The sequence below is a fragment of the Micromonospora sp. NPDC005806 genome, from assembly GCF_042871425.1.
Classification (GTDB): domain Bacteria; phylum Actinomycetota; class Actinomycetes; order Mycobacteriales; family Micromonosporaceae; genus Micromonospora.
Genome location: NZ_JBIAIL010000022.1, coordinates 1 through 22,648, shown reverse-complemented (window position 1 = coordinate 22,648; position 22,648 = coordinate 1). Strand labels below are relative to the sequence as shown.

General features: G+C 69.6%; 18 protein-coding genes and 1 pseudogene. 7 read left to right on the top strand and 12 right to left on the bottom strand.

The features are described from left to right. Positions 1–166 precede the first annotated feature (166 nt). Positions 167–300 (bottom strand): annotated as a pseudogene (locus ACFYOS_RS21970) (IS110 family transposase); the annotation flags it as partial. 430 nt (positions 301–730) lie between these two features. Here ACFYOS_RS21970 and ACFYOS_RS21965 point away from each other — a divergent pair. From ACFYOS_RS21965 to ACFYOS_RS21955, 3 genes are read left to right on the top strand one after another with little or no spacing between them, the layout of a single operon-like run. Then, positions 731–1,966 (top strand): HoxN/HupN/NixA family nickel/cobalt transporter, encoded by a 1,236-nt coding sequence (locus ACFYOS_RS21965; RefSeq protein ID WP_387144544.1) that lies wholly within the window; start codon positions 731–733, stop codon positions 1,964–1,966. Between the two features lie 36 nt (positions 1,967–2,002). Beyond that, positions 2,003–2,464, top strand: a complete 462-nt coding sequence (locus tag ACFYOS_RS21960) for a DUF5709 domain-containing protein (protein ID WP_387144541.1) — start codon at positions 2,003–2,005, stop codon at positions 2,462–2,464. After that, a complete protein-coding gene (locus ACFYOS_RS21955) occupies positions 2,461–2,634 on the top strand; it encodes a hypothetical protein (RefSeq protein WP_387144538.1) in 174 nt (57 codons plus the stop codon). Before ACFYOS_RS21960 ends, ACFYOS_RS21955 begins: the two co-directional genes overlap by 4 nt. A 53-nt stretch (positions 2,635–2,687) precedes the next feature. Here the strand turns inward: ACFYOS_RS21955 and ACFYOS_RS21950 are convergent, their stop codons facing one another. Beyond that, on the bottom strand, positions 2,688–3,764 hold the full coding sequence (locus tag ACFYOS_RS21950; RefSeq protein ID WP_387144535.1) for a saccharopine dehydrogenase family protein: 1,077 nt from the start codon (positions 3,762–3,764) through the stop codon (positions 2,688–2,690). 89 nt (positions 3,765–3,853) lie between these two features. On the opposite strand from ACFYOS_RS21950, the gene ACFYOS_RS21945 reads away from it, so the two are divergent. From ACFYOS_RS21945 to ACFYOS_RS21935, 3 genes are all read left to right on the top strand, one after another. Further along, a complete protein-coding gene (locus tag ACFYOS_RS21945; protein WP_387144532.1) occupies positions 3,854–4,810 on the top strand; it encodes a helix-turn-helix domain-containing protein in 957 nt (318 codons plus the stop codon). A 150-nt stretch (positions 4,811–4,960) separates the two neighbouring features. Continuing rightward, positions 4,961–6,388 carry a cytochrome ubiquinol oxidase subunit I gene (locus ACFYOS_RS21940; protein WP_387144529.1) on the top strand — a complete coding sequence of 476 codons (1,428 nt, stop codon included), beginning with the start codon at positions 4,961–4,963 and terminating at the stop codon, positions 6,386–6,388. Continuing rightward, positions 6,385–7,380, top strand: coding sequence for a cytochrome d ubiquinol oxidase subunit II (locus tag ACFYOS_RS21935; protein WP_387144526.1), 996 nt, complete (start codon positions 6,385–6,387; stop codon positions 7,378–7,380). The genes ACFYOS_RS21940 and ACFYOS_RS21935 overlap by 4 nt, the downstream gene beginning before the upstream one ends. A gap of 99 nt (positions 7,381–7,479) precedes the next feature. Here ACFYOS_RS21935 and ACFYOS_RS21930 read toward each other — a convergent pair whose 3' ends face one another. The 8 genes from ACFYOS_RS21930 to ACFYOS_RS21895 all read right to left on the bottom strand — a co-directional run bounded on the left by ACFYOS_RS21930 (position 7,480) and on the right by ACFYOS_RS21895 (position 17,748). After that, positions 7,480–7,848, bottom strand: coding sequence for a DUF3037 domain-containing protein (locus ACFYOS_RS21930; protein WP_387144523.1), 369 nt, complete (start codon positions 7,846–7,848; stop codon positions 7,480–7,482). Further along, positions 7,845–8,603 carry a HipA family kinase gene (locus ACFYOS_RS21925; protein ID WP_387144521.1) on the bottom strand — a complete coding sequence of 253 codons (759 nt, stop codon included), beginning with the start codon at positions 8,601–8,603 and terminating at the stop codon, positions 7,845–7,847. The genes ACFYOS_RS21930 and ACFYOS_RS21925 overlap by 4 nt, the downstream gene beginning before the upstream one ends. A gap of 94 nt (positions 8,604–8,697) precedes the next feature. After that, positions 8,698–10,809, bottom strand: a complete 2,112-nt coding sequence (locus tag ACFYOS_RS21920) for an MMPL family transporter (RefSeq protein ID WP_387144518.1) — start codon at positions 10,807–10,809, stop codon at positions 8,698–8,700. Between the two features lie 258 nt (positions 10,810–11,067). Continuing rightward, positions 11,068–11,517, bottom strand: coding sequence for a hypothetical protein (locus tag ACFYOS_RS21915; RefSeq protein ID WP_387144515.1), 450 nt, complete (start codon positions 11,515–11,517; stop codon positions 11,068–11,070). Between the two features lie 248 nt (positions 11,518–11,765). Continuing rightward, the gene (locus ACFYOS_RS21910) at positions 11,766–13,124 is read right to left on the bottom strand and encodes a phosphatase PAP2 family protein (RefSeq protein WP_387144512.1); all 1,359 of its coding nucleotides are present in this window, start codon (positions 13,122–13,124) and stop codon (positions 11,766–11,768) included. A gap of 312 nt (positions 13,125–13,436) precedes the next feature. Further along, the gene (locus ACFYOS_RS21905; protein ID WP_387144509.1) at positions 13,437–15,503 is read right to left on the bottom strand and encodes a glycogen debranching N-terminal domain-containing protein; all 2,067 of its coding nucleotides are present in this window, start codon (positions 15,501–15,503) and stop codon (positions 13,437–13,439) included. Then, positions 15,500–15,877: an SCP2 sterol-binding domain-containing protein gene (locus ACFYOS_RS21900; protein WP_387144506.1), complete on the bottom strand. Its 378-nt coding sequence runs from the start codon at positions 15,875–15,877 to the stop codon at positions 15,500–15,502. The genes ACFYOS_RS21905 and ACFYOS_RS21900 overlap by 4 nt, the downstream gene beginning before the upstream one ends. Before the next feature lie 257 nt (positions 15,878–16,134). Continuing rightward, entirely contained in the window at positions 16,135–17,748 is a 1,614-nt protein-coding gene (locus tag ACFYOS_RS21895) for an FAD-binding oxidoreductase (protein ID WP_387144503.1), read from the bottom strand. Between the two features lie 202 nt (positions 17,749–17,950). Between ACFYOS_RS21895 and ACFYOS_RS21890 the strand changes: the two genes are divergently transcribed. Next, positions 17,951–21,031 carry a M14 family zinc carboxypeptidase gene (locus ACFYOS_RS21890; protein WP_387144500.1) on the top strand — a complete coding sequence of 1,027 codons (3,081 nt, stop codon included), beginning with the start codon at positions 17,951–17,953 and terminating at the stop codon, positions 21,029–21,031. Between the two features lie 128 nt (positions 21,032–21,159). Here ACFYOS_RS21890 and ACFYOS_RS21885 read toward each other — a convergent pair whose 3' ends face one another. Further along, positions 21,160–21,345, bottom strand: a complete 186-nt coding sequence (locus tag ACFYOS_RS21885; protein ID WP_387144498.1) for a hypothetical protein — start codon at positions 21,343–21,345, stop codon at positions 21,160–21,162. Positions 21,346–21,433: 88 nt separating this feature from the next. After that, entirely contained in the window at positions 21,434–22,057 is a 624-nt protein-coding gene (locus ACFYOS_RS21880) for a hypothetical protein (RefSeq protein ID WP_387144495.1), read from the bottom strand. Positions 22,058–22,648 lie beyond the last annotated feature (591 nt).

The following is a 22,648-nucleotide window of genomic DNA, read 5'->3' as shown; positions in this document are numbered from 1 at the left end:
CACAAAATGTGGGGTTAGCCCCACAGCGATGAATATTCGGTTTCGACAGTGGCTTAAGACGCGGTGCTGGCGAATGCACCTTGAAGCCAACCGGCGGCGAGCCCGAACGGCTCGCGGCAATCACCATTGGATGGTGAGAGCGCGTATCCCTATGGAGCTCGTCAACCGACGGCCGGGGCTGGTAGGGGATCTTGTCGCAGCGTATGACGTAGCGGACGTCGCAGCGGGTCGGGCGAGGCAGATGAGGGCGCCGTGGTGGCGCTTGCCCTCGGCTCTCTTGCGGTCAAAGTAGGCGCGGCTGGCGCCGGGGGTAGGTCCGGCGCCGGACCGCCGGGACCGGCGCGGATGGTCGCCGGCCCAGCCTCGGAGACCCGACGACCGTGGGGTTCACCCAGGTCACGGTGTCGGGCCGACGGCCACGAAACGTGGAGGTCGCTCGACAGAGTTTCGCCGGTCGGCCGGGAAGACTCCTGGTCAGCGGACGGATCCGGTCGGCGCCGCCCGCGCGGTGGGGAGACAGCCCACGGCCTCACCACCCTGCCGCCCACCAACCACTCCCCCTACGTCCCGCCGATCGACTGACGGCGGGCCGTCCCGCCCGGACCGAGATCGACGACGAATGCCGTTGACGCGCCGCCCGCGCATGCCGGGGCCGGGCGGCGCGGTGAGCTGGCCCAGACGGTCGTGGCAACCACTCGCACAGCTACCGGAACAACGGAGGAACCGCAAAATGGCAGCAATCGGGGTGGCAGACGCCGCCGGACGGACAGGGCGCGTGCTCGACCGCCGCGGCCGAGCCGGCTTGATCGGCATGGGAGTCTTCATCGCCGCGCTGCACCTCGTCGGGTGGGGAGTGCTGCTTCTCGTGGTCGCGCCTGCGCGGTACCAGGTCGGCGCCACGGGCGTGTTCGGCGTCGGTCTGGGGCTGACGGCGTACACGCTCGGCATGCGGCACGCCTTCGACGTCGACCACATCGCGGCAATCGACAACACCACCCGCAAGCTGATGGCCGAGGGGAGGCGAGCGGTCTCCGTCGGGTTCTGGTTCTCACTGGGGCACTCGAGCGTGGTGTTCGCCCTGTGCTTTCTGCTGTCGCTCGGCGTGAAGGCCCTGGCCGGCCAGGTGTCCAACAACTCGTCGACCCTGCAACAGGCCAGCAGCCTCATCGGCACCACCGTCTCCGGGGTGTTCCTCTACCTGATCGGGATCATCAACCTGGTCGTGCTAGCAGGCATCGTGCGGGTGTTCCGCGGCATGCGTGACGGGCGGTTCGACGAGGCCGAGCTTGAGCAGCAGCTCAACAAGCGCGGCTTGATCAACCGCATCCTTGCCAACACCACCCGCGCGGTCAGCCGGTCCTGGCACATGTACCCGATCGGCCTACTGTTCGGGCTCGGCTTCGACACTGCCACCGAAGTGTCCCTACTTGTGCTCGCCGGCGGCGCTGCGGCCTTCAGCCTGCCGTGGTACGCCATCCTCACGCTGCCAATCCTGTTCGCCGCCGGCATGAGCCTGCTCGATACCGTCGATGGCTGCCTCATGAACTTCGCCTACGGCTGGGCGTTCTCCAAGCCGATCCGCAAGGTCTACTACAACCTGCTCATCACCGGTCTGTCGGTGGCCGTCGCGCTGGTCATCGGCACGATTGAGCTGGCGTCGATCCTGACCGACAAGCTCGGCATCCATCGGGGACCGCTCGCCGCCATCGGCGGCGTCGACCTGAACAACGTGGGTTTCCTCATGGTCGGTCTCTTCGTGTCCGTCTGGATCGTGGCCCTGGCGGTGTGGCGCTTCACCCGGATCGAGCAGCGGTGGGAGCGCGGCGCCAGGCATGCCTCCCACAGGCGACGGCGGAGGTGGCATGACGGCATCGCTCGGACCCGGAAGCGTGAGGGGCGGGGCAGGCCCCATAGCCGGGCCGAAGACGCGACCCGCGGAAGTGCCTGGTCGAGAAGCGCGTCCTAGGCTGTCACCAGTACTGAGCGTCATCAAGGAGAGACCATGAGCCAAACTGAGCAGGACGACATTACCGACAAGTGGAACATGGCCGAAGACGACGGTCTGCTGGACCCATCGGACACCCTGGACGACGACCGCGTCCACGACCCCCTCGACGCCGGCATCATCGCCGAGGACCACTGGCGGGGCGCGAACCGGTGGGGCACCACCCCCGCTGAGGAGAAGGCCGGCGAGCCCCTGGAGCAACTGCTTACCCAAGAGGAGCCGGACATCGACCCGTACGCCGAGGCGTCCGACGACGAGGACGAGCTAATCCGGCGGGGATACGAGGAGGAGCCGCGCGCGGGCCGCCTGGTCGCGTATGACGAGGGCTTCGGCGACGACGAAGAGGCCGACTCGATCGCCTGGGACGCCGGGATCGACGGGGGCGCGGCCAGCGCCGAGGAAGCCGCGATCCACTTGGTCGACGACCCGGACGGCCCCGGCGACGGCCCGCTGCGGTGAGGTGCGACCCCGCCCACGATGACGGCAGCCCGGGCATCGACGCCGAGAAGCTCGAATGCCTCGTACAAGCCGTCGAGTACCGCCGCCAGGGCATCGACATCGACAACGAACTGATTCCCGGCCACAGCCCGTCAGGCACCGCCACCATCGCCCGTTGGGATGCCGACTAATGAGACGTGCCGGGTCGGTGGAACTGTCCGGGCTGTCACCTGTGGCCTGGCGATCAGGCGAACTGTGGCGCGCGAGGCTCGTGGCGCGTTTCGAGCGAGATGTGCGCGGACAACGCGCGGAGGAAGTCGGGCGCGTCGAAGATCTCGCCGGCGGAGGCGACGCCGCTCGTCCTCGTCTGACCGCTGAGAATGCGATGGACCGCTTCGACCGCCAGCGGTGCGCTGATGGCGTAGATGTCCTGGCCGCTGGCGACGACGCGTCGCTGTGTGTCGCCGGAGCGCACGATGACGTCGACGGTGAACGTCTGCGCGGACCGGCCGCGCTCGTCGACCGCAGTCGGTGCGGGTGTGTTTGGAGCGGCCAGGTCCTTGGCCGCGTCGGTGGTCATGTACGTGCGCACCTCGGGGATGGACAGGTGGCTGGGGACGGTGACGACGTCGGCCATCGTGAACTCGCCGAAGACGGTCCGGGGGCCCGTCGGAGCGGGAAAGTCCCATTCCAGGGTCGGCAGGTCGCACTCGTCGACGTAATACTCCAGCCGGCCACCGGTGTAGCGGACACGTTGGCCATCGCGCCGTTCCCGGGAGACGGTGCCGGAGGCGAGGGTCCCGGCGGTGGGGTGCCAACTGCTCAGTCCGTACGCGACGTGCGCCTCGTCGGCCGCGATCCAATCGCCCATCCCCGTCGTGACCAGCAGATCGCCGAGTCCGCCGAAGAAGGCCATCGCCGGGACCACTGCGACGCCTGCGGCCTGAGCGCGGTCGGTGAAGTGTGTGAACGTGTCGAGGTTGGCCTCGATCTCGGCCGCCACATCCACGTACGGGACCCCGGTGCGCAGGGCGGCCTCGATCACGGGGGCCACGGTCGAGGCGAACGGGCCGGCGCAGTTGATGACCGCGGCCGCGCCCGTCAATGCCTGGTCGAGTGAGGCCGGATCGTCGACCGACGCCACCCGGTATTCGAGCCCCGGATGCGACGCCGCCAGCGCCTGGAGCTTGCCCGCGTCGCGACCGAGGAGAAGCGGAACGAACCCACGATCGCGCAATTCCGTCACCACGAACCGCCCGGTGTGTCCGTACGCACCGAACACCGCCACGGTCTGGCCCGAACCCATCTGCAGTTCCACCATGCTCCTCGAAAGATCGACTGAAGAGATCCTCTCCGCAGCGGCCAGCCCGGACTAGTGTCTGGAACGCCATGCCCCATACAATTTCGGACATGGCCACTGTCGCGCTCGCCGCCATCGACGGGATGCTGCACTTCGAGCTCGCCATGGCCTGCGAGGTCTTCGTCCGCGACCCCTCCGGCCTGGCAGACCCGTGGTACGACCTCGTGGTCTGCGGCCCGGGCCCGGTCCGGATCGGCAGATTCCGGATGGAACCTGACGACGGGTTGGACCGGCTCGCCCGCGCCGACACCGTGATCATCCCTGCCGTCGAAGACATCGACGCGGACGTGCCACCCGACCTGCTCGACGCCGTCCGCGCGGCCCACGAGGCGGGCGCTCGGATGGTCTCGCTGTGCACCGGTGCGTTTGTGCTGGCCGCCGCCGGGGTGCTGGACGGGCTGCACGCGACCACGCACTGGGCCCACACCGAGGCGCTGGCCGACCGCTATCCCCGGGTGAAGGTCGACCCGGACGTGCTCTACGTCGACAACGGCAACGTGCTCGCCTCTGCCGGCAAAGCCGCCGCGATCGACCTGTGCCTGCACCTGATCCGCCGCGACCACGGCTCGACGGTCGCCAACGCCGTCGCCCGCCGGCTGGTCGTGCCGCCGCATCGCGCCGGTGGCCAGGCCCAGTTCGTCACCACCCCGGTGCCCGCCCGCGACGACCATCCCCTCGCCAACCTGTTCCCCTGGGCGATGGAACGGCTGAACCGTCCGCTGACCGTGGAGGACCTGGCTCGCCAGGCGAATATGAGCTCGCGGCACCTGGCCCGCCACTTCAAGTCGGTAACCGGCACCACCCCGCTGCAGTGGCTGTCAACGCAGCGGATCCGCCGAGCCCAGGAGCTGCTGGAGAACACCGACACCAGCATCGACGCCATCGCGCAGGCAGCTGGCATGGGAACCGCCACGACGCTGCGCCGACACTTCAACCGCACCGTCGGGGTACCTCCGGACGCCTACCGTCGCACCTTCCGCAGCGCCTGGCCCTCGTCAGAATCGTGATCACCATCCGGTCGACGGCCCGACCGCGTCGCGGCGCAGCAGCCCGCCGACTCCAGCCTGAGACGTCGCTTAGCGCCTGTTACCCGACACGCTGACTGATCCTCACCCGATCGGTACGTTTCCGACCGCCGTCAACGGGTAGCACGCGCTATGCCTGGCCTGTCACTGGTGACCCTCGGCGCCGGCCTCGTGCCCGCCGATCCGGCGCAGCTGCTGCCGGCGCGCGAGCAGATGGCCTTCACGCTCGGCTTCCACATCATCCTGGTGCCGTTCGGGGTGGCCTTCACATTCCTGATGCTGATCGCGAACGCCCGCGGCATTCGCCGGAACGACGAGACCGCGCTGCTGCTGGCCCGGCGCTGGTCACAGGTGGCGGCGGTGCTGTTCGCCGTCGGCGCGGTGTCCGGCACGGTGCTGTCATTCGAGCTCGGGCTGCTCTGGCCGCGACTGATGGGCACCTACGGCGCGGCGTTCGGCATCCCGTTCGCGATCGAGGGTCTGTTCTTCTTCCTGGAGGCGATCTTCGTCGCCATCTACGTCTTCGGGTGGCGGCGGATGCGCCCGTGGCCGCACTTCTGGACCGGGGTGCCGGTGGTGCTGTCCGGAGTCGGCGGCACCCTGTCGGTGGTCGCGGCGAACGCCTGGATGAACCGGCCGGGAGGGTTCGCCATGCGGGACGGCAAGATCGTGGTGGTTCGCCCGCTGGAGGTGATCTTCAACGGCGCGTTCTGGTATGAGGCCATCCACATGCTGCTGGCCGCGTACATGGTCGCCGGGTTCGTCGTCGCCGGCGTGTACGCGGCCGGGATGCTGCGCGGCCGCCGCGACCGGTACCACCGGCTCGGCCTGGCGATACCGCTGACCGTCGCGGCGCTGGCCACCCCGCTGCAGATCTTCGTCGGCGACGTCGCCGCGCGCGAGGTCTTCCGGAACGAACCGGCGAAGTTCGCCGCGATCGAGGCCGTCCCGACCACGGGCACCCACGTGCCGGAGGTGCTGGGCGGCTACTACGCGAACGGGGAGGTGCACGGCGGCATCAAGATTCCCTCGGGCGCCTCGCTGTTGTCGGGTTACTCGCCGTCCACCCGCATCCAGGGGCTGGACACCATCCCCGCCGAGGTGCGGCCGCCGGACCGCCTGGTGGCGATCGTCCACCTGAGCTTCGACGTGATGGTCGGTATCGGCTCCGCGCTGCTGGCCCTCTCCGCCTGGTACGCCCTGGCCTGGTGGCGACGGCGTGACCTGCCGCGCAGCAGATGGTTCCTGCGGGCGACCACGATCAGTGGTGTGCTCGCGGTGGTGGCGCTGGAGGCGGGCTGGGTGGTCACCGAGGTCGGCCGCCAGCCGTGGACGGTCGTCGGTCACCTCCTCACCCGGGACGCGGTCACCACGTCCGGCAACCTGTGGCTGTTCTTCGCCGCCACCCTCGCGCTGTATGCCGCCGTCGGCGCCACCACCGTGTACGTCCTGCGGCTGCTGCGCCGCCGCTGGCACGACCAGGGCGGGGCTACCGAGGCGGACGTGCCCTACGGCCCGCCCCGGGACTCGGAGTCCGCACCCGCCGGGGGGCAGGCGTGAGTACGTTCGCCGCCGTCGTGTTGTTCATCGGCGTCACCGCCTACGCCGTGCTCGGCGGCGCGGACTACGGTGCCGGCTTCTGGGACCTCACCGCCGGTGGTGCGCGACGTGGGCGGGCCCCCCGGCACCTGATCGACCACACGTTGGCACCGGTATGGGAGGCCAACCACGTGTGGCTGATCTTCTGCCTGGTGATGCTCTGGACCGGCTTCCCGTCCGCGTTCGCCGCGATCATGACCACGCTCTACATCCCGCTCGGCCTCACCGCGCTGGGAATCGTGGTCCGCGGCAGCGGTTTCGCGTTCCGGAAGGTGGTGGTGAAGACCGACCAACAGCGGGCGACCGGGGCGGCGTTCGCCACCTCGTCGGTTGTCACGCCGTTCTTCCTCGGCACGGTCGCCGGCGGAATCGCCTCCGGGCGGGTGCCCGCCGCCGGACACGGCAATCCCGTGACCAGCTGGGTCAACCCGACGTCGCTGCTCGGCGGGGTGCTCGCGGTTGGGGTGTGCGCGTTCGTCGCCGCGGCGTTCCTCACCGCCGAGGCCCGCACCCACGCCGACGCCGGCCTGGAGCGCTGGTTCCGCCGTCGGGCCCAGGCCAGCGCCGTCGCGACCGGCGCCGTGGCGCTGACGGGCATCGCTATCCTGCACGCCGACGCCGGGCGCCTGTACTCCGGGCTGACCGGCCGCGGCCTGCCGCTGGTGCTGGTCTCCGCGGCATGCGGGCTGGCCAGCATCGCCCTGCTTCACCGGGCGGCGCCCCGGGCGCTGCAGGCGCTCGCCGTCAGCGCGGCCGGCACGGTGGTGGTCGGCTGGGGCGTCGCGCAGTACCCGTACCTGCTGGGCACCCACCTCCGCATCGGCGAGGCCGCCGCTCCCGACACCACCCTGGCGTCGCTCACCCTCGTCGCCGCCGCGGCGCTCCTGCTCGTCGTACCGGCCATGGCACTGCTGTTCGTCCTGCACCAACGCGGTCGTCTGGACACCGCCTGACCCCGTTCACGCTGGCACCGTGTCGGACCGCGGCCGGCCGTGCAGCCCGTCTTGCCAGCCGCGAAATTGGTGACGTGCCTACTGCCGAAGTGACAGGTGTCAGCGGACCAGGGTGTCCAGCAGGCGGTCCAGCTCCGCGGCGGGATCGGCGGTCAGGCCGGTGTGCACCGGCCCGGGCTGCAGCATGGTGCTGCGCGGGGCGACCAGCCATCGGAACCGCTCCCCCGGCGTCATTCGTTGCGCCGGGCCGGCACCGGAGCAGGTCCGGTCCCAGGATTCCAGCGCCGCCGCCACCGCCGCCAGGTCCACGTCCGGCGCGAACGCCCGCACCCGGTCGGCGTCCAGATGGGTACGGGCGCCGAGGAAGCCGAGGGCCTGGCAGTAGAGGATCACGCCCACGTTGATTTGCTCACCGCGCTCCACCCGGGGCATCAGCCGGATCACCGCGTACTCGAAGGGCTTCCTCACGCCGCGCTCCCGGTGGGCAGCCAGGAGGCGCTGTGCGCGAGCCGGCGGGTCAGATGATCCACGTACGCCGCCCGGGCCTGGTCGGGGGTGTCAAAGTCCGGCCCGGCCAGCCACTCGTCGGGCACCAGCGCGAGCACCTGAATGAGCAGGTCCGCGGTGATCCGGGGCGCCAGCTCGGCGTCGGCTTCGGCGAGCCGGGTGGCGTACGGGGCGAGCACATGGTCGTCGGCCCGAAACGGACGGTCCACCACCGCGTCGGCACGCGGCCAGTTGTGGTGGAAGTAGAGGGTGGCACCGTGGTCGATGAGCCACAGCTGCCGGTGCCAGATCAGCAGGTTCGGGTTGCGCCAGCTACGGTCGACGTTCTCCACGTACGCGTCAAACCAGAGCACCTGCGAGGCAAGCGCCGCGTCCACCGGATGCACCACCGGGTCGTAGCCGAGCGCGCCGGGGAGGAAGTCCATCCCCAGGTTGGCGCCGCCGCTGCTGCGCAGTAGCTCCTGCACCTCCTGGTCGGGCTCGGCCCGGCCGATCACCGGGTCGATGTCGAGCACCACCAGTCGAGGCACCGACAGTCCCAGCCGACGGGCCAGCTCGCCGGAGACCACCTCGGCGACCAGCGCCTTGCGCCCCTGCCCCGCACCGCTGAACTTGGCCACGTACGTGCCCAGGTCGTCGGCCTCGACCACGCCAGGCAGCGAACCGCCCTCGCGCAGCGGGGTGACGTACCGGATCCCGGTGACATGACGCAGCACCCGCCCACCCTAGCCCCTACGCCGGGCCGAGACGGCCTGCCGGCATTGCCCGCACAGACCAGTCCGCCCGTGACTCTTCTTCACCCGGATTCCGTCAGGCGGGGATCTCGCTTGGTTGCTGGGCCACCTCGGCGGGCTCCACGTCAGCGATCTTGCCCAGCCGGCTGGGCCACCACATGTGCCGTCCGATGTCGAGATTCAGTGCGGTGACCAGGACCGCCCGAACGATGATCGTGTCGAGCAGGACGCCGAACGCCACCGCGAAGCCGATCTCGGCGAAGGCGGTCAGCGGAAGGGTGGCCAGCACCGCGAAGGTGCCGGCGAGGACGAGACCGGCAGACGTGATCACGCCACCGGTCGCGGCGAGGCCGATGAGCGCGGCGCGGCGGGTCCCGGATCGTCCTGCTTCCTCGCGTACGCGAGTCATCAGGAAGATGTTGTAGTCGATGCCCAGCGCGACGAGGAAAACGAACACGAACAGTGGCAAGGATGAGTCAGCGCCGCCGAAGCCGAAAACGTGCCGGAACACCAGCGCGCTCGCGCCCAGGGCGGCGCCGAACGACAGCACCACCGTCGCTACCAGCACCAACGGGGCGACGATGGCCCGCAGCAGCAGCGCCAGGATGACGAGGACCACGACGAGCACGATCGGGATGATGAGGTTGCGGTCGTAGCGGGCGGCCCGCTGCAAGTCGAGGTTGATCGCGGTGTTGCCGCCGACCTTGGCGTCCGCGCCGGGCACCGCGTGCACCCGGTCGCGTACCCGGTCGACCGTGTCGAAGGCTGCCGGGCTGTCGGGCGCGGCGTTGAGGGTGCCCACGACATAAGCGAATCCGCCGTTGGCGACGGGTTCACTGACCGATGCCCGGTCGATGCCCTCGGTCGACGCGAGCGCCGCCTGCACCGCGGCGCCCTGCTCCGCCTTGCTGATGACGACGACCGGGTTGCCCGCACCGGCCGGGAAATGCCTGGCGAGCACCTCCTCGCCCACGATCGAGTCCGGGGTGCCGCGGAAGGCCTCCTTGTTGGTCAGCCCCGTCGCGTCGAGCTGGACGATGCCCACCGCCATCACGGCCAGCGCCAGGGCGGTGGTGACCCAGGTGATGCGGGGGCGGTTGGCGATCCGCTTGCCGATCTTGGCCCACCACCCGGTCGCGGTGGGCTCCGCGGAGCCGAGGCGGGGACGCACTGGCCAGAAGATCCAACGGCCGACCGTCACGAGCATGGCCGGGAGCAGGGTCAGCATGACCGCGAGCCCCACAAGGACGCCGATGGCGGCGACCGGGCCGAGGCCCTTGGTTGAGTTGGTCTCGGCGAAGATCAGGCACAGCATGCCGACGACGACGGTGCCGGCGCTCGCGACGATCGCCGGACCGGCGCGATGCAGCGCCACCGCCATGGCCTCGTGCCGGTCGGTGTGGCGCCGCAACTCCTCGCGGTACCGCGCGACGAGCAGCAGCGCGTAGTCCGTGCCCGCACCGAACACGAGTACGGTCAGGATGCCGGCGCTCTGCGCGTTGACGGTGAGGCCGGCGTGCTTGGCCAGCAGGTAGATGACCGCCTGCGCGGCGGTCAGCGCGACGCCGGCGGAGATGACGGGCAGCAGCCACAGTCCGGGGCTGCGGTAGGTGAACAACAGGATCACCACCACCACACCGATCGTGGCGAACAGCAGCCTGCCGTCGATGCCAGCGAATGCCTCGCTGGAGTCGGCCGCGCTGCCGACGGGCCCGGTGACGTGCATCGACAGTCCATTGGCGCCGGTCTTCGCGGCGTCCTTCATCGAGGTGGCAATGTTGCCCGCCTTGTCCCACCCCTCAGGGCCGAGATCGAGCGGGACGATGAGCTGCGCCGCCTGACCGTCGACGGAGACCATCGGACCGTTGACCTGGCCGTCGAGTTCGGCGAGCTGGCCGAACCTGCGCGCATCGGACGCGACCTTTGCCCGGTCGGCGTCGGTCAATCCAGAGGACCGCTCGTAGACGACAACGGCCGGGATGGTGTCGGGCGAAGCGAACGCCATCTGCCGGTCAAGCACCTGCGTCGACTCCGCGCTACCCGGCAACCAGGACTTCGCCTCGTTGTCCTGAACGCCGGTGAGCTTGCCGGCAAGCGGCCCAGCCAGCGCCACAAGAGCCAGCCAGAACACGATGATGAGGTACTTCGTCTTGCGTCCTGTGATCACGTTCGCGACCGGCCTGGTCATGATCCCCCGCTTTGGACGGCGACTTCCCAATGGACCAGGTTATGGTCCCGCCTACCCCCGCGTCCCGACATCGGCGGTACGCACCGGCACCACTGCCCGAAACCCCTAGGGGTCGACCTGCCCCGGCCGCTCTGGGACCACTGGCGGGAAGGACGAAGCCCGACGGCGGCAACGTCGACTGCTAACCAAAACGGCTGACCACTCCAACGAGCCTGCCCGCCCCTTGCGAGGCGGGCAGGTTCATTGCGCGACGCTATTTCATCGGGGTCTCGGGCTGGGGGCGACAACTGAACAGCGATACACCTCGTCCGTCGGGACGAGAGTGATTGTCCCTGCGGCCGCGGCCGCCAGGACAGCCGCTTCTGAGGTAAACGCCGTAGGCGGTTCGATGAGGACTTGCCGCCACAGGGGGTTGAACCCTTCACGCTGGATGGCATCGATCACAGGAGGGAACGGCTGTTCCTCGTCCAGGTCGGCCCCCGCATAGATCGTGTTGATGCTCCTGTTGTGCGCGATCAGCGCGGGTGAGGCACCGGCCGGCATCTCTTTCATATTGACGGTGACCTCATTGTCCTCGTAGAAAGCGGGCATCTGGCCAGCCTTGCCATTCGTGCTTTGTGCGTGCGCCACCCCTGTGCCCAAAGTGACGGACAGCAACGCAAGAGGGAGGGAGATGATCGCACGAGCCGATTTCCTGCGGATGTTCACATGAGCCTTCTTCGATCGCTGTGGTGGGAAAGAACAGATGGGGTTCGTAGCGCTTTTGCGCGTACTCACGGACGATAGGCACTGCCGGTTGAGGGTGTCCCGGTCTTCGTGGAAGTTGAGGTGCCGGTCCCCCACCTGGGTGAACCACCCCGGGTTCCGTGGCGACTCGATTGTGAGGATGAGTCATGCCATGGCAGTCCCTTATCCGCGTGAGTTGCGAAATCGGGCGGTTCGGATGGTCGCCGGAGTCAGTGTCGCTTCAGGCGGCGCACGGGCAACCCGTTGACTGCCTCGGCGACGCATCGTCCCTGCGTAAGCCCTTGCTCGATCGCCGGGCGGAAATGAATGCCGCCGTACAACCGGGACAACGCCGCCTCCTTCGCGGCCGCACTGAACGAGTCGAAATGCCGCGGCGCGAGTCCCCGGTTGTCGTGCGTGTGGTCGTCAAAGGAGTACGAGCTACCGAACAGGTCCGCGAGCACACCGAACGCGGCGGCGGACTGTACCGAGTGGCCCGACGTGTACTCCGGGAAGGGCGGCGTGTTCAGCAGCGGCAACCAGGTCGGGTCGATGAGCCGCTGGATGTACGTGACGGGGCGGAGCAGGTTGTAGATGTACTTCGTCTTCCAGCAGGCGATGAATGCGTCGCACACGGCCATGCCGACCTTGGCATAAGTCTCCGCGGCGAGCATCAGCGACGCGTCCTCGAGGCGCAGCACCTGCGTCGCTACCGAGATCGAGTGACCTGGCGGAGTGGCCGTCAGACCCGGTTCGTCGGACCAGAAGAGCGCGATCGCCTCCTGCTCCGGCGTGCGGTTGTTGACCGCGTCGTACACCTCCCGCGCCTCTCCGAAGAAGGCAGACTGTCGCTGCTCGGAGTAGCGGGTGGGATCGTCGGGTGCGCAACTACGGCAGTCGCGCAACACCAGAGGGCGGTTGTCGCCCCATCTCGGCTGCAGCGCGGGCTGGAACGCCGGTGGGGTGGGGACCCAGAGCCCAGGGCCGAAGGGCGGCACGTAGTCCGGCGGGAAGTTGTGCAGATAGCCCTCGTGGCCGCCGTCCCCGCGCGACCAGTCGAACACCGCGCGCGCCACCTGCGCACCGCGCCGCGCCGACGCGGCGACCTCTGAAAGGGAGGCGCGGCGGCGGGCCAGCTCGCTGAGTTCGGCCGCCAATGCGTCGATCGCGGCCAGGTTGGCCGCACTCGTGTTGGCGTACAGCGAGCGCAGGATGCCGGCGAGCGCGGCATTGGCCACGACCGGCCAGTTGGCGCCCCGCGCATCACGAGGCAGCCCGCGTAGACCGGGCCACTGCCGGGCCAGCGATCGGTACTGCCGGGATCCGGGAACGACGGCCTCGTACAGCGTTACACCCGCGTAGCCCAATGCGCGCGCCGCCACCGGCGGCGTGAAGCCAGGCGTCGTCCGCGTCAGCGCCAGCGCAAGGTCGAACCAGGCGAGCGGAACGGACGCATCGAAGTCCTCAGGATGCCGATCGCGGTTCGCCGCTACGGCACGTGGAGCTCGTCCCGCGACGGCGGCGGCTCCAATGCCCGCCAGGACAATGCGGCGGGAGATGAGCTTGGCAGACGGCAGTTGGTGGCTCATGGCGTACACCTTTACCCCGTGGTTCGTGGCCATCGGCCGCTCGGATTGAGGTCGGTCAATGTGAATCGTCTTGGTCGGCTGGCCGCGCCGCGCTGGTGTCGGCGGGCATCAACACGCCTGTCACCTGCGGCAACTGGACGAAGCCTAGCCAGAGTGGTGCGGCGCGAGCGGAAGAAACAGAACTCCCATTTCACCTGCGCCAGGTGCCCGGCCGCCAATACGGCCCGAGCCCGACCAGCTACGAGTCGGCCGGGCGACGCTACGGCAAGGTCCACATCAGCAAGATCGGCTCGGTCGAGCTGCGCCAGGCGATCATCGACCCGGCGAGTCGATGTCGATGGTGCCGCGGCCGTAGGCGTCCATGTGACGCCACCGCCCGGGGATGTCGAGCAGTTCGATGCGGCCGATGGTCTTCGGCAGCGCGGGGTTCACGACGAGATTCTCGCCTGAGGTCTCGAGCCCGAGCATGGTTCGCAGGAACAGCAGTGGCGCGCCGGCGGACCAGGCCTGCGGGCTGCACGCGGTGGGGTACTGCACGGGGTACTTGGTCCGCGCGCGGTCGTGCCCAGCAAAGGCTTCGGGCAGCCGCCCCTGGAAGTAGGTTGCGGCGTCGAGGATCGCGGCGGCGACGCGGGCTGCCTCGCGCTCGTAGCCGTAACGGCGTAGCCCCCACGCGATGAACGAGTTGTCGAACGGCCAGACCGTGCCGATGTGGTATCCGACCGGATTGTAGCGTCGCTCGCTGATTGACAGTGTCCGTACGCCCCAGCCGGAGAACAACTCCGGACCGAGCAGATGCCGCACGACGGCATCCGCCTTGTCGGCGTCGACGATGCCGCTCCACAGCAGGTGGCCGATGTTCGACGAGAGCGCGTCGATCTGGTCGCCGTCGCCGTCGAGGCCGAGCGCGTAGTACTGCCGGTCGGCCAGCCAGAAATCCCGGTTGAAGCGCTGCTTGAGGTCGGCGGCTTGGCGTTCCAGCTTGTCCGCGAGGGCCGGATCATGCCAGACCAGTCGGGCCAGTCGGGCACCGCGCATCTTCGCGTCGTATGCGTAGCCCTGCAGCTCGCAGGTGGCGCGGGGAAAGCCGGGTAGCCGGCCGTCACGGTAGGAGATCGACTCGTCCGAGTCTTTCCAGCACTGGTTCTGCAGACCGGTAGGCTCCCGCCGGGGCCGGTACGAGAGGTAGCCGTTGCCCATGAGGTCGCCGTGCTCGTCGATCCAGTTCAGCGCGGCCCGGGCCTCGTATTCGAATTCGCGGACCAGTTCGGTGTCGCCGGTCCACCGCTCGTACTCGTCGAGCAGAACGACGAACAGCGGCGTGGCGTCGGCGGTGCCGAAGTACGGGGAGAACGGCAGCTCACCGAACGCGATCGTCTCGCCGAACCGCATCTCGTGGAGGATCTTTCCGGGGTCCTCGTCGCGGAAGTCGTCGCGGCGGCTGCCCTGCCGCATGCCCAGTTCGCGGAGCGCGGTGGCCGCGAGTTCGGGTTGGAACGGCAGGGCTTGCAGGCTGGTGAAGATGCTGTCGCGGCCGAAGATGGACATGAACCAGGGCAGGCCGGCGGCGGGCAGGGACTGCCCTGCGGAGACGGGCGAGGTGAAGCGTAGCGCGGCGAGGTCGACGAGGCTGCGTTCGTACGTGTGCTTCAGCGAGTCCCAGTCGCACTCCAAGCGTGGTGCGCGGGCGCGCCACTCGCGCAGGTCTTCCCGGATCTCCTGGTCGGCCCAGATGAGGTACTCCTCGGGCGTAAGCTGCCCCTGCACCTTCCGCCCGGCCAGACCGATCATCGTCGGTATCACCTGCAGCTGCGTGGTCCACTCCTGCTGCGGTTCGAGGTGGATGGTGAACGTCAGCCCGCGCGGGTCGACGTGGGCCGGCGCGGTGGCCGAGATGGTCGTCTGTTGGTGGAAGGTGTCCCGGGTGTACCCGAGTACCAGGCGTCCGTCCTCGACCCGGGTGTAGTAGCTGCCCTTCTTGGCCAGGCTGTTCTTGACCTCGAAGAGATCGGCGAAGTCGCAGGCCACCTCGACCCGGACGGTGAAATCGACGGGTACGTGGTCGTGGTTGAGGATGCTGAGTTCCTCACACAAGCCGCCCGCTGTCACCCTGCGCTCGCGGATCACCGACGCCCTTGCGTCGGCGTACACCCCGCCGGGGCCCGTGACGAGAAAGAACCGCTTCTCGAAATATTGGGCATCGTCAATAGACAGTGGGCTGACCCGCGCACCGTCGATCGTCAGCAACCACGTCGACAGGTAGCGTGTGTCAAAGGAGAACAGCCCGACCGGGTACTCGGGCGACGCCTCGATGTCACCACAGGTGTCGCTCACCACGAACGTGTTACCGGCCAGTATGTTGACCAGGTCGCCGGTCATGACAGCGGCCCCTCCCCGCTGGTTGCGAGTCGCTGTCCACGTGCCGCCTCCGGGCCCGGCAGGAGCCGTTCGAAAAGTACGAGCAGCGGAAGTCGACCCTCCGCCGACACCTCGCCCCGCAGCAGCGCCGCCAGGATGTACTCCTCGCCGCTGGCGACCCGGTCAAACAACTCCCGGCTGGCCCGCACCACGGCGTCGGCCTCGATGTTCTCTCGGGACACCGTCAGGTCGCCACGATCGACCCGCACGTACCAGTGTTCGGTGCACAGGCCCTGGGCGATCTCGAAACGCACCGTGCCGGACGCCTTCGCCAGCAGAGGCTCGTGCCTGCGTCGACCGAGTTGGGCGAAGAACTCCTCAATCGGACTCGTCATCGGCGCACACCCCTCTCTGGCGATCCCAGGCCGCGGAATGCACGCGACCCGGGCCCACCCCCACCGTCGCATCCGGGCGCTGCCACGACCTCACCCGCTTCGGATGAAAGACTGAGTTGTGCGCCGGGCGAAGGACTGCCCAGTGGGGGTGGCGAGCAGCGCCGCATGGCGGCATCAGTCGGACAGACCTGGACATCCGCGGCCCGCCCCGCCAGCACGGGTTTACCGGAAGTCAGTCGTCGCGGGGCCGGCCCAGGTCAGCCGGGGGGATCGACGAGGACGCCGGGGTTGAGGATCCAGGACGGGTCGAGCGCCCTCTTGGCGGCGCGTAATGCGAGCGCGACCGGGTCCGGACGCTGCCGGTCGTACCACGGTCGGTGGTCGCGGCCGACGGCGTGGTGGTGGGTGATGGTGCCGCCGGCGGCGAGCAGCGCGTCGGAGACGGCATGCTTGATGTGGTCCCACTGGGCGAGGGTGGCGCCCCAGCGGCCGGTGGCGTACACGCCGAAGTAGGGGGCGGGGCCGTCCGGGTAGACATGGGTGAAGCGGCAGGTGACCACACCGGTCGCGGCGACGGCACAGAGCGCTTCGTCGGCCGCGTCGAGCACCGCGGCGCGCAAGGCGGGGAATCGGTCCCAGGTGCAGGCGGTCTCGAACGTCTCCACGATCATCGACCGGGCGGCGAGCGCGTCGCGCTGGTAGGGCATCCGCAGGAACGCTGACCGCCAGGCGTCGGCGGCGGCGGTCCGCCGCCGTGGGCCGGAGGAGTCGTCGCCGCGGGGCGGCTCCGGCAGGGTTCCCCCGTGGTCGCGGCACAGCTCGACGGCACGGTCCAGCCATGGTGTGACCGGATGGTCGGCGGACTCGAATCCCAGGACGAGCACGCCGCCGGTGGTGGCGGCACCGGCGTTGAGGAGCGCCTCCGCCGGGTCGAGCAGCCGGCAGTTGCTCGGGTGCAGCGCGGACTGGGCGATGGCCCGGGTGGCGGCCACCGCCTCGTCGTAGTCGGTGAAGTGCACCGAGGCGCCCGCCCGCCAGCGCGGCCGGTCCTGCAGCCGCATCCATGCCTCGGTGATGACGCCGAGCACGCCCTCCGAGCCGAGGAACAGCCGATCCGGGGACGGCCCGGCGCCGGAGCCGGGCAGCCGGCGGGACTGGCTGGTGCCCGCCGGGGTGACCACCCGCAACGACTCCACCAGGTCGTCGATATGGGTGAGGACCGTGGCGTAGTGACCGCCGGCACGGGTGGCCAACCAGCCGCCCAGGGTGGAGAACTCGAACGACTGCGGGAAGTGCCGCAGCGTGAGGTCGTGCCGCCGGAGCTGGTCCTCCAGCGCCGGGCCGAACACGCCGGCCTGGATGCGGGCCGCCCGACTGGTCGGGTCCACCTCCAGCACCCGGTCGAGGCGCCCGAGGTCGAGACTGACCGCCGCGGGATACGCGTCGTCCAGCCGCGGCTCCACGCCGCCGACCACTGACGAGCCGCCGCCGTAGGGGATCACCGCGATGTCCCGGCCCGCGCACCAGTCCAGCACGTCGACGACGTTCTGCTCGGTCGTCGGCCGGACCACCAGGTCCGGCGGGTCGTGGACGTCCCCGTGCAGGTTGCGGACGACGTCCCGGAACGCTTTGCCGTGGGTGTGCGCCGCCCGGTCGGCCGGGTCCGTCGTGCACAGCCGGGCGAGTGACGCCGGCGGATCGACCCGCGGTGGGCGCAGGCCGAGTTCGGCCACCGGCGGCGCGACATGCTCGGTCAGGTCGACGCCGGGCAGCAGGGTACGCACCCGGTCGGCCAACGCCGTGGCCTCCGCGCCGGTCACTGCGTCCTCGACGTGCCCCCAGCCCCACCACGAACGGTGCTTCGCGGCCATGCAGCCTCCCCGCCGTCCACCAGCCCCAGATCGACTCGCCGAGACGTCCAATCGGCCCCTCGGCAGCTTACCGGCGCATCGGAGTCCGACCGGACGGAGGATTCATCGATGTCCAGCCTTTTCGCATGCTGACGGAACGACTACCCGCGTCTATGGCCGGTCCCGGGGCGGCTGAGGCCACCCGGGAGGTTGGAGGGTCGCAATGAAGCGCTCCACCGTGTTCCTGTCAGCGCTACTCCTGATGATCTTCGGGCTCGTCGCACCCTCGGCGGCACAGCCGCCGCAGGGCGAGCTCGACATGTACACCGTGCGGGCCGAGCCCGCACAGGCCGCGCAGCTCGTCCGGGAGGGTCTCGACGTCGTGGCCACCCGGCTCGTCGGGGAAGACGTCGAACTGGACGTGGTCCTCAGCAACGCCGAGCGTGCCCGGCTCGGCGACCGAGGTCTACGCGTCGCGCCCAAGCGCAACAAGGACGGCAAGACCCAGCGCCAGCTCGCCGCCGAGCAGGCGGCCAGCGGATACCACGTGTGGCGGTCCTGGGACGAGCCCGGCGGCATCCGCGACGAGCTGTACGACCTCGCGAAGCGGAACCCGCAGCTGGTCAAGCTTGAGGTGCTCGGGCACACGTACCAGGGACGCGAGCTCATCGCACTCAAGGTGACGCAAGCGGCCAAGGAGGTCCCCGACGCCTCGCGCCCGGCCGTGCTGTACAGCTCGAACCAGCATGCCCGCGAGTGGATCAGCGTCGAGGTCAACCGTCGCCTGCTGAGGTGGTACATCGACCGCTGGCGGGCCAACGACAAGAGCATCAAGGACCTGTTGAAGAGCACCGAGCTGTGGTTCGTCATCTCCGCCAACCCGGACGGATACCAGTACACGTTCGACAACGAACGGCTGTGGCGCAAGAACCTGCGCGACAACAACAACGACGGCCAGATCTCCGTCGGTGACGGGGTCGACCCGAACCGCAACTTCAACGCGCGTTTCAAGTACGACGAGGAGGGCTCCTCGTCCATCTCCGCCGGGGAGACCTACCGCGGGCCGAGCCCTGCCTCCGAGCCCGAGACCCAGGCGATGCAGGGCCTGCTCGACCGGATCAAGCCCAAGTTCCAGTCCAACTTCCACTCCTTCGGGCCGTACATCCTCTACCCGCAGGGCTGGCAGATCGGCACGCCCGAGGCCGACAACCCGATCTACACCGCGCTCGCCGGCACCGACGCCAATCCGGCGATCCCGGGCTTCGACCCAGGTATCAGCTCGGATGAGCTGTACGTGACCAACGGCGAGACGACCGACTACGCCGACACGGCCAACGGCACCGTCGCCTTCACTCCGGAACTGAACGAGGGGTGCCCCGGCTGTGGCTTCGTCTTCCCGGACGACGAGGCACTGATCCAGGCCGAGTTCGAGAAGACCCTCCCGTTCGATCTCGCGCTGGCCCGCTCGGCCACCCGCCCGGCGGACCCGGTGTCCCCGGTCGGCATGACGGTCAAGCCGTTCTACCTCGACCAGACGGAGGTCGACCCGGAGAACGGCGCCCTGGCGATGTTCGACTTCACCTTCGACGTCTCGTACGGCGACCCGCAGGAGGTACGGGTACTCGCCAAACGCAGCCTCGGCGCCGTGACCGTCAAGTTCCAGATCAACGGCGGTACGGTGCACAGCGCCCCCACGTCAGAGTGGACCAGTGGCCAGCGCTACGGAGTCGGGAACTCGAACTACTACCGGGTCATGCGCGGACAGGTGATCGGCACCAACCCGGGCGACACGGTGAAGGTGTGGTTCGAGGGTGGCGGGGCCGCCAGCGACTCGTTCACCTACCGGGCACTTGCCGAGAGCACAAACCGCGTGCTGGTCCTGGCGGCCGAGGATTACACGGGCGCCTCGCCCGTGCAGACCCCCGGGCCGCACTTCCTGTCGTACTACACCGACGCCCTCGCGGCGAACGGGGTCGGGTACGACGTGTACGACGTCGACGCTCGAGGGCGTACCGCGCCGGATGCGCTAGGCGTACTCAGCCACTACGACGCGGTCATCTGGTACACGGGCAACGACATCATCACCCGCGAGCCGGGCTGGGGTGCGGGCAATGCCTCCCGGCTGGCGATGGAGGAATTGCTGCAGGTGCGTGACTACCTCAACGAGGGCGGCCGAGTGCTCTACACCGGCAAGTACGCCGGTCACCAGTACGCGCCGGGCCACGGCACCCAGCGTTACGACCCGTTCGAGAACAAGATGTGCTCCGACCCGGCAATTCTGCGCCGGTGCCGCGCGCTCGGCGGCTCGGGCGACGGCCTCAACGACGTGATCGAATACTGGTTCGGCGCCGGGGCCATCAACGAGGACGCCGGTGCGAACCCGGCCGGTGGGCTGTACGACGTGGCCGGCATTGACACCCCGTTCAACGGCCTCGACTGGGGCTTCAACGGCCCCGGCAGCGCCGCCAACCAGGATCACAGCGCATCGTTCCTGACCACGAGCGGGCTGCTTCCGGTCGCCGACTTCCCGCAGTTCCGCAGTTGGCCGGCGGCCAGGTACGACCGGCCCGGTGGGCCGTTCGACCCGCACACCGGTGACAACTACGTCTACTCGCAGATTTCCGACGTCTCGTACAAGCGGCTTACCCGGACGCTCACCGTTCCGGCCGGGGGTGCCACGTTGTCGTTCTGGACGTCGTACAACACCGAGGCGGAGTGGGACCACGTGCTGGTCGAGGCCCATACGGCCGGGCAGAACGACTGGACGACGCTGCCCGACCTCAACGGCCATACCAGCCAGGAGACCGGGCAGTCGTGCCCGGCCGGCTGGCGCGACCTGCACCCGCACCTCGACCACTACCAGACGCTCAACGCCGACGGCACGTGCAGCCCGACCGGTACGACCGGCGCCTGGCACGCCGCCTCCGGTGCCTCCAGTGGCTGGCAGCAGTGGCGGGTCGACCTGGGGCAGTTCGCAGGCCGCCAGGTCGAGGTCTCGATCGCGTACGTGAGCGACTGGGCCACGCAGGGCCTGGGCGTGTTCGTCGACGACGTCGAGGTGTCCACGGGCGAGGGCAGCACATCGTTCGAGGACGGGCTCGGCGGCTGGGCGGCAACCGGACCGCCGGCGGGCAGCGCGTCGAACACCAACAACTTCGTCCGGACGACGGCGGCGGGCTTCCCCGAAGGCGCCGTGGTCGCCACCGATGCCACGCTCTACTTCGGCTTCGGCTTCGAAGGGATCAGCGATGTGGCCACCCGGAACTCGCTGATGGGCCGGGCCATGGGGTATCTGCTGCGGTGAGAACACCGCTGACGGCGGCCGATGAGACTCATCGGCCGCCGTCGGCCGTCAAACCCGGAGAAGGGACGTCCTGGCCGACGCCGCCGCCCGTGCAGCGCGATGCGTCAGTCCCCGGCCGGGCCGGTTAGTTAGGCCGGCGGGTCGGTGGCCAGGCCCACGCCGCCGACCGCCTTCTCCATGCCGGTCAGCACTTCCGGCTCGGCGAGCCGGGCAACAGCGCATTGATCTCCGCCGCATCGGGGGCGCTCGTCCGAGATGTCGGTCTGGTGGCTGCTTCGGCCACCGCATGCCTGATTGGTGGTGATCCCGGTCACCTCCGTCGTCCGGTCATTGGCGGTCGCGCATGCCGGACGGCAGGGTCAGGGGTCGGCGTCGTCGCGCCAGCTCATTCGTCCCAGCAGGTCAGGAGCGTTCGTTGCCCGCCCACCGGCGTCCCCGCCCACCCCGTTCGGCCGCGCTGCCCGTCGCGACAGGAGCCCTCGCCGCCCTGCTGATCGGCGGAGCGGGTCTCGGCTTCGCACTGATCGGAGACGCCGAGACCGACACCGGCGGCGCCCTGCCGGCGCGGGCCGCCGACGCACCGGGCCTCCGGCCGGCACAGGCCACTCCCGCGCCGGATCTCCCGGCGACGCCCAGTGCGGACGTCTCCGGCCCGTCTCCCACCGACGTCGCCCCACCGACCGTTCCGGTGGCCCAGACCGAGTCGCTGCGCCAGCCGACCGCCGACCCGGCGACTCCGCGCCCGGCAACCGGCGCCCCCAAGCCGACGGCCACGAGCCCGGCCACCAGGCCACCGACCCCGAAGCCGACGGTACGTCCGACGCCCGGATCGACCAGCGTCCCCTCGTTGCCGCCGACCACCGCCACTCCCAGCCCGTCCGGCAGCCCCACCCCGACCCCATCCACACCCGATCCGACCCCGTCGGGCGGCACCCCGGGGCCGAGCAGCCCGGCGCCCAGCGGCTCCGCTTCCACCGACCCGGCGTCGCCACCGGCAAGCCCCACCGGAACGACGACGCCGATCACCTCCTGACGGACGCCGCCGTCGGAGCAGGCCGGAGCCCATGCGCCTGCGAGGAGCCCGGCCGTGAAGCCGCGGCGTCCGGATGGCATTACCAAACGTCCGGCGAGCTGATCGACCGCATTCGACGCCGGACTGTTGGTTGCGACCCGCTTGGCGCCCACCCTCGGGTAGCTGCGCCACGACGGGACGTGCCACCGCGCCGGTCGGCGCCCGACGCCTGGAGCCCGCCTCGTCACTCGTTTCGTCACTCACCACGGTCTCGGGTCGGCACCACCCGTCGGCCCACGCGGCCTCCGAGCCGATCGTGAGGCCCGGCGGGGCGGCCGGTGGGCCCCGGGAAGGTCAACACCAGTCCGGTCACCAATGACACCGCCGAAACCATCGGTGGCGCGAGGTGACACCCATCGACATAACCGACCGCGGCATGATCTCGGTGGCCCCGTCCGACACTCGGCAGCAGGTATCGACTGGCCTGCCGATCCCACTACGACTGGGTCTTAGTACGGCAGCCGCCGTTCGGGATCATGGTTGAAGTTCGAGGTTGAGCCGTCGGGTGTAGTGGGCTCGTCGAGCTCGGGCTTGGTGGCGCCGCC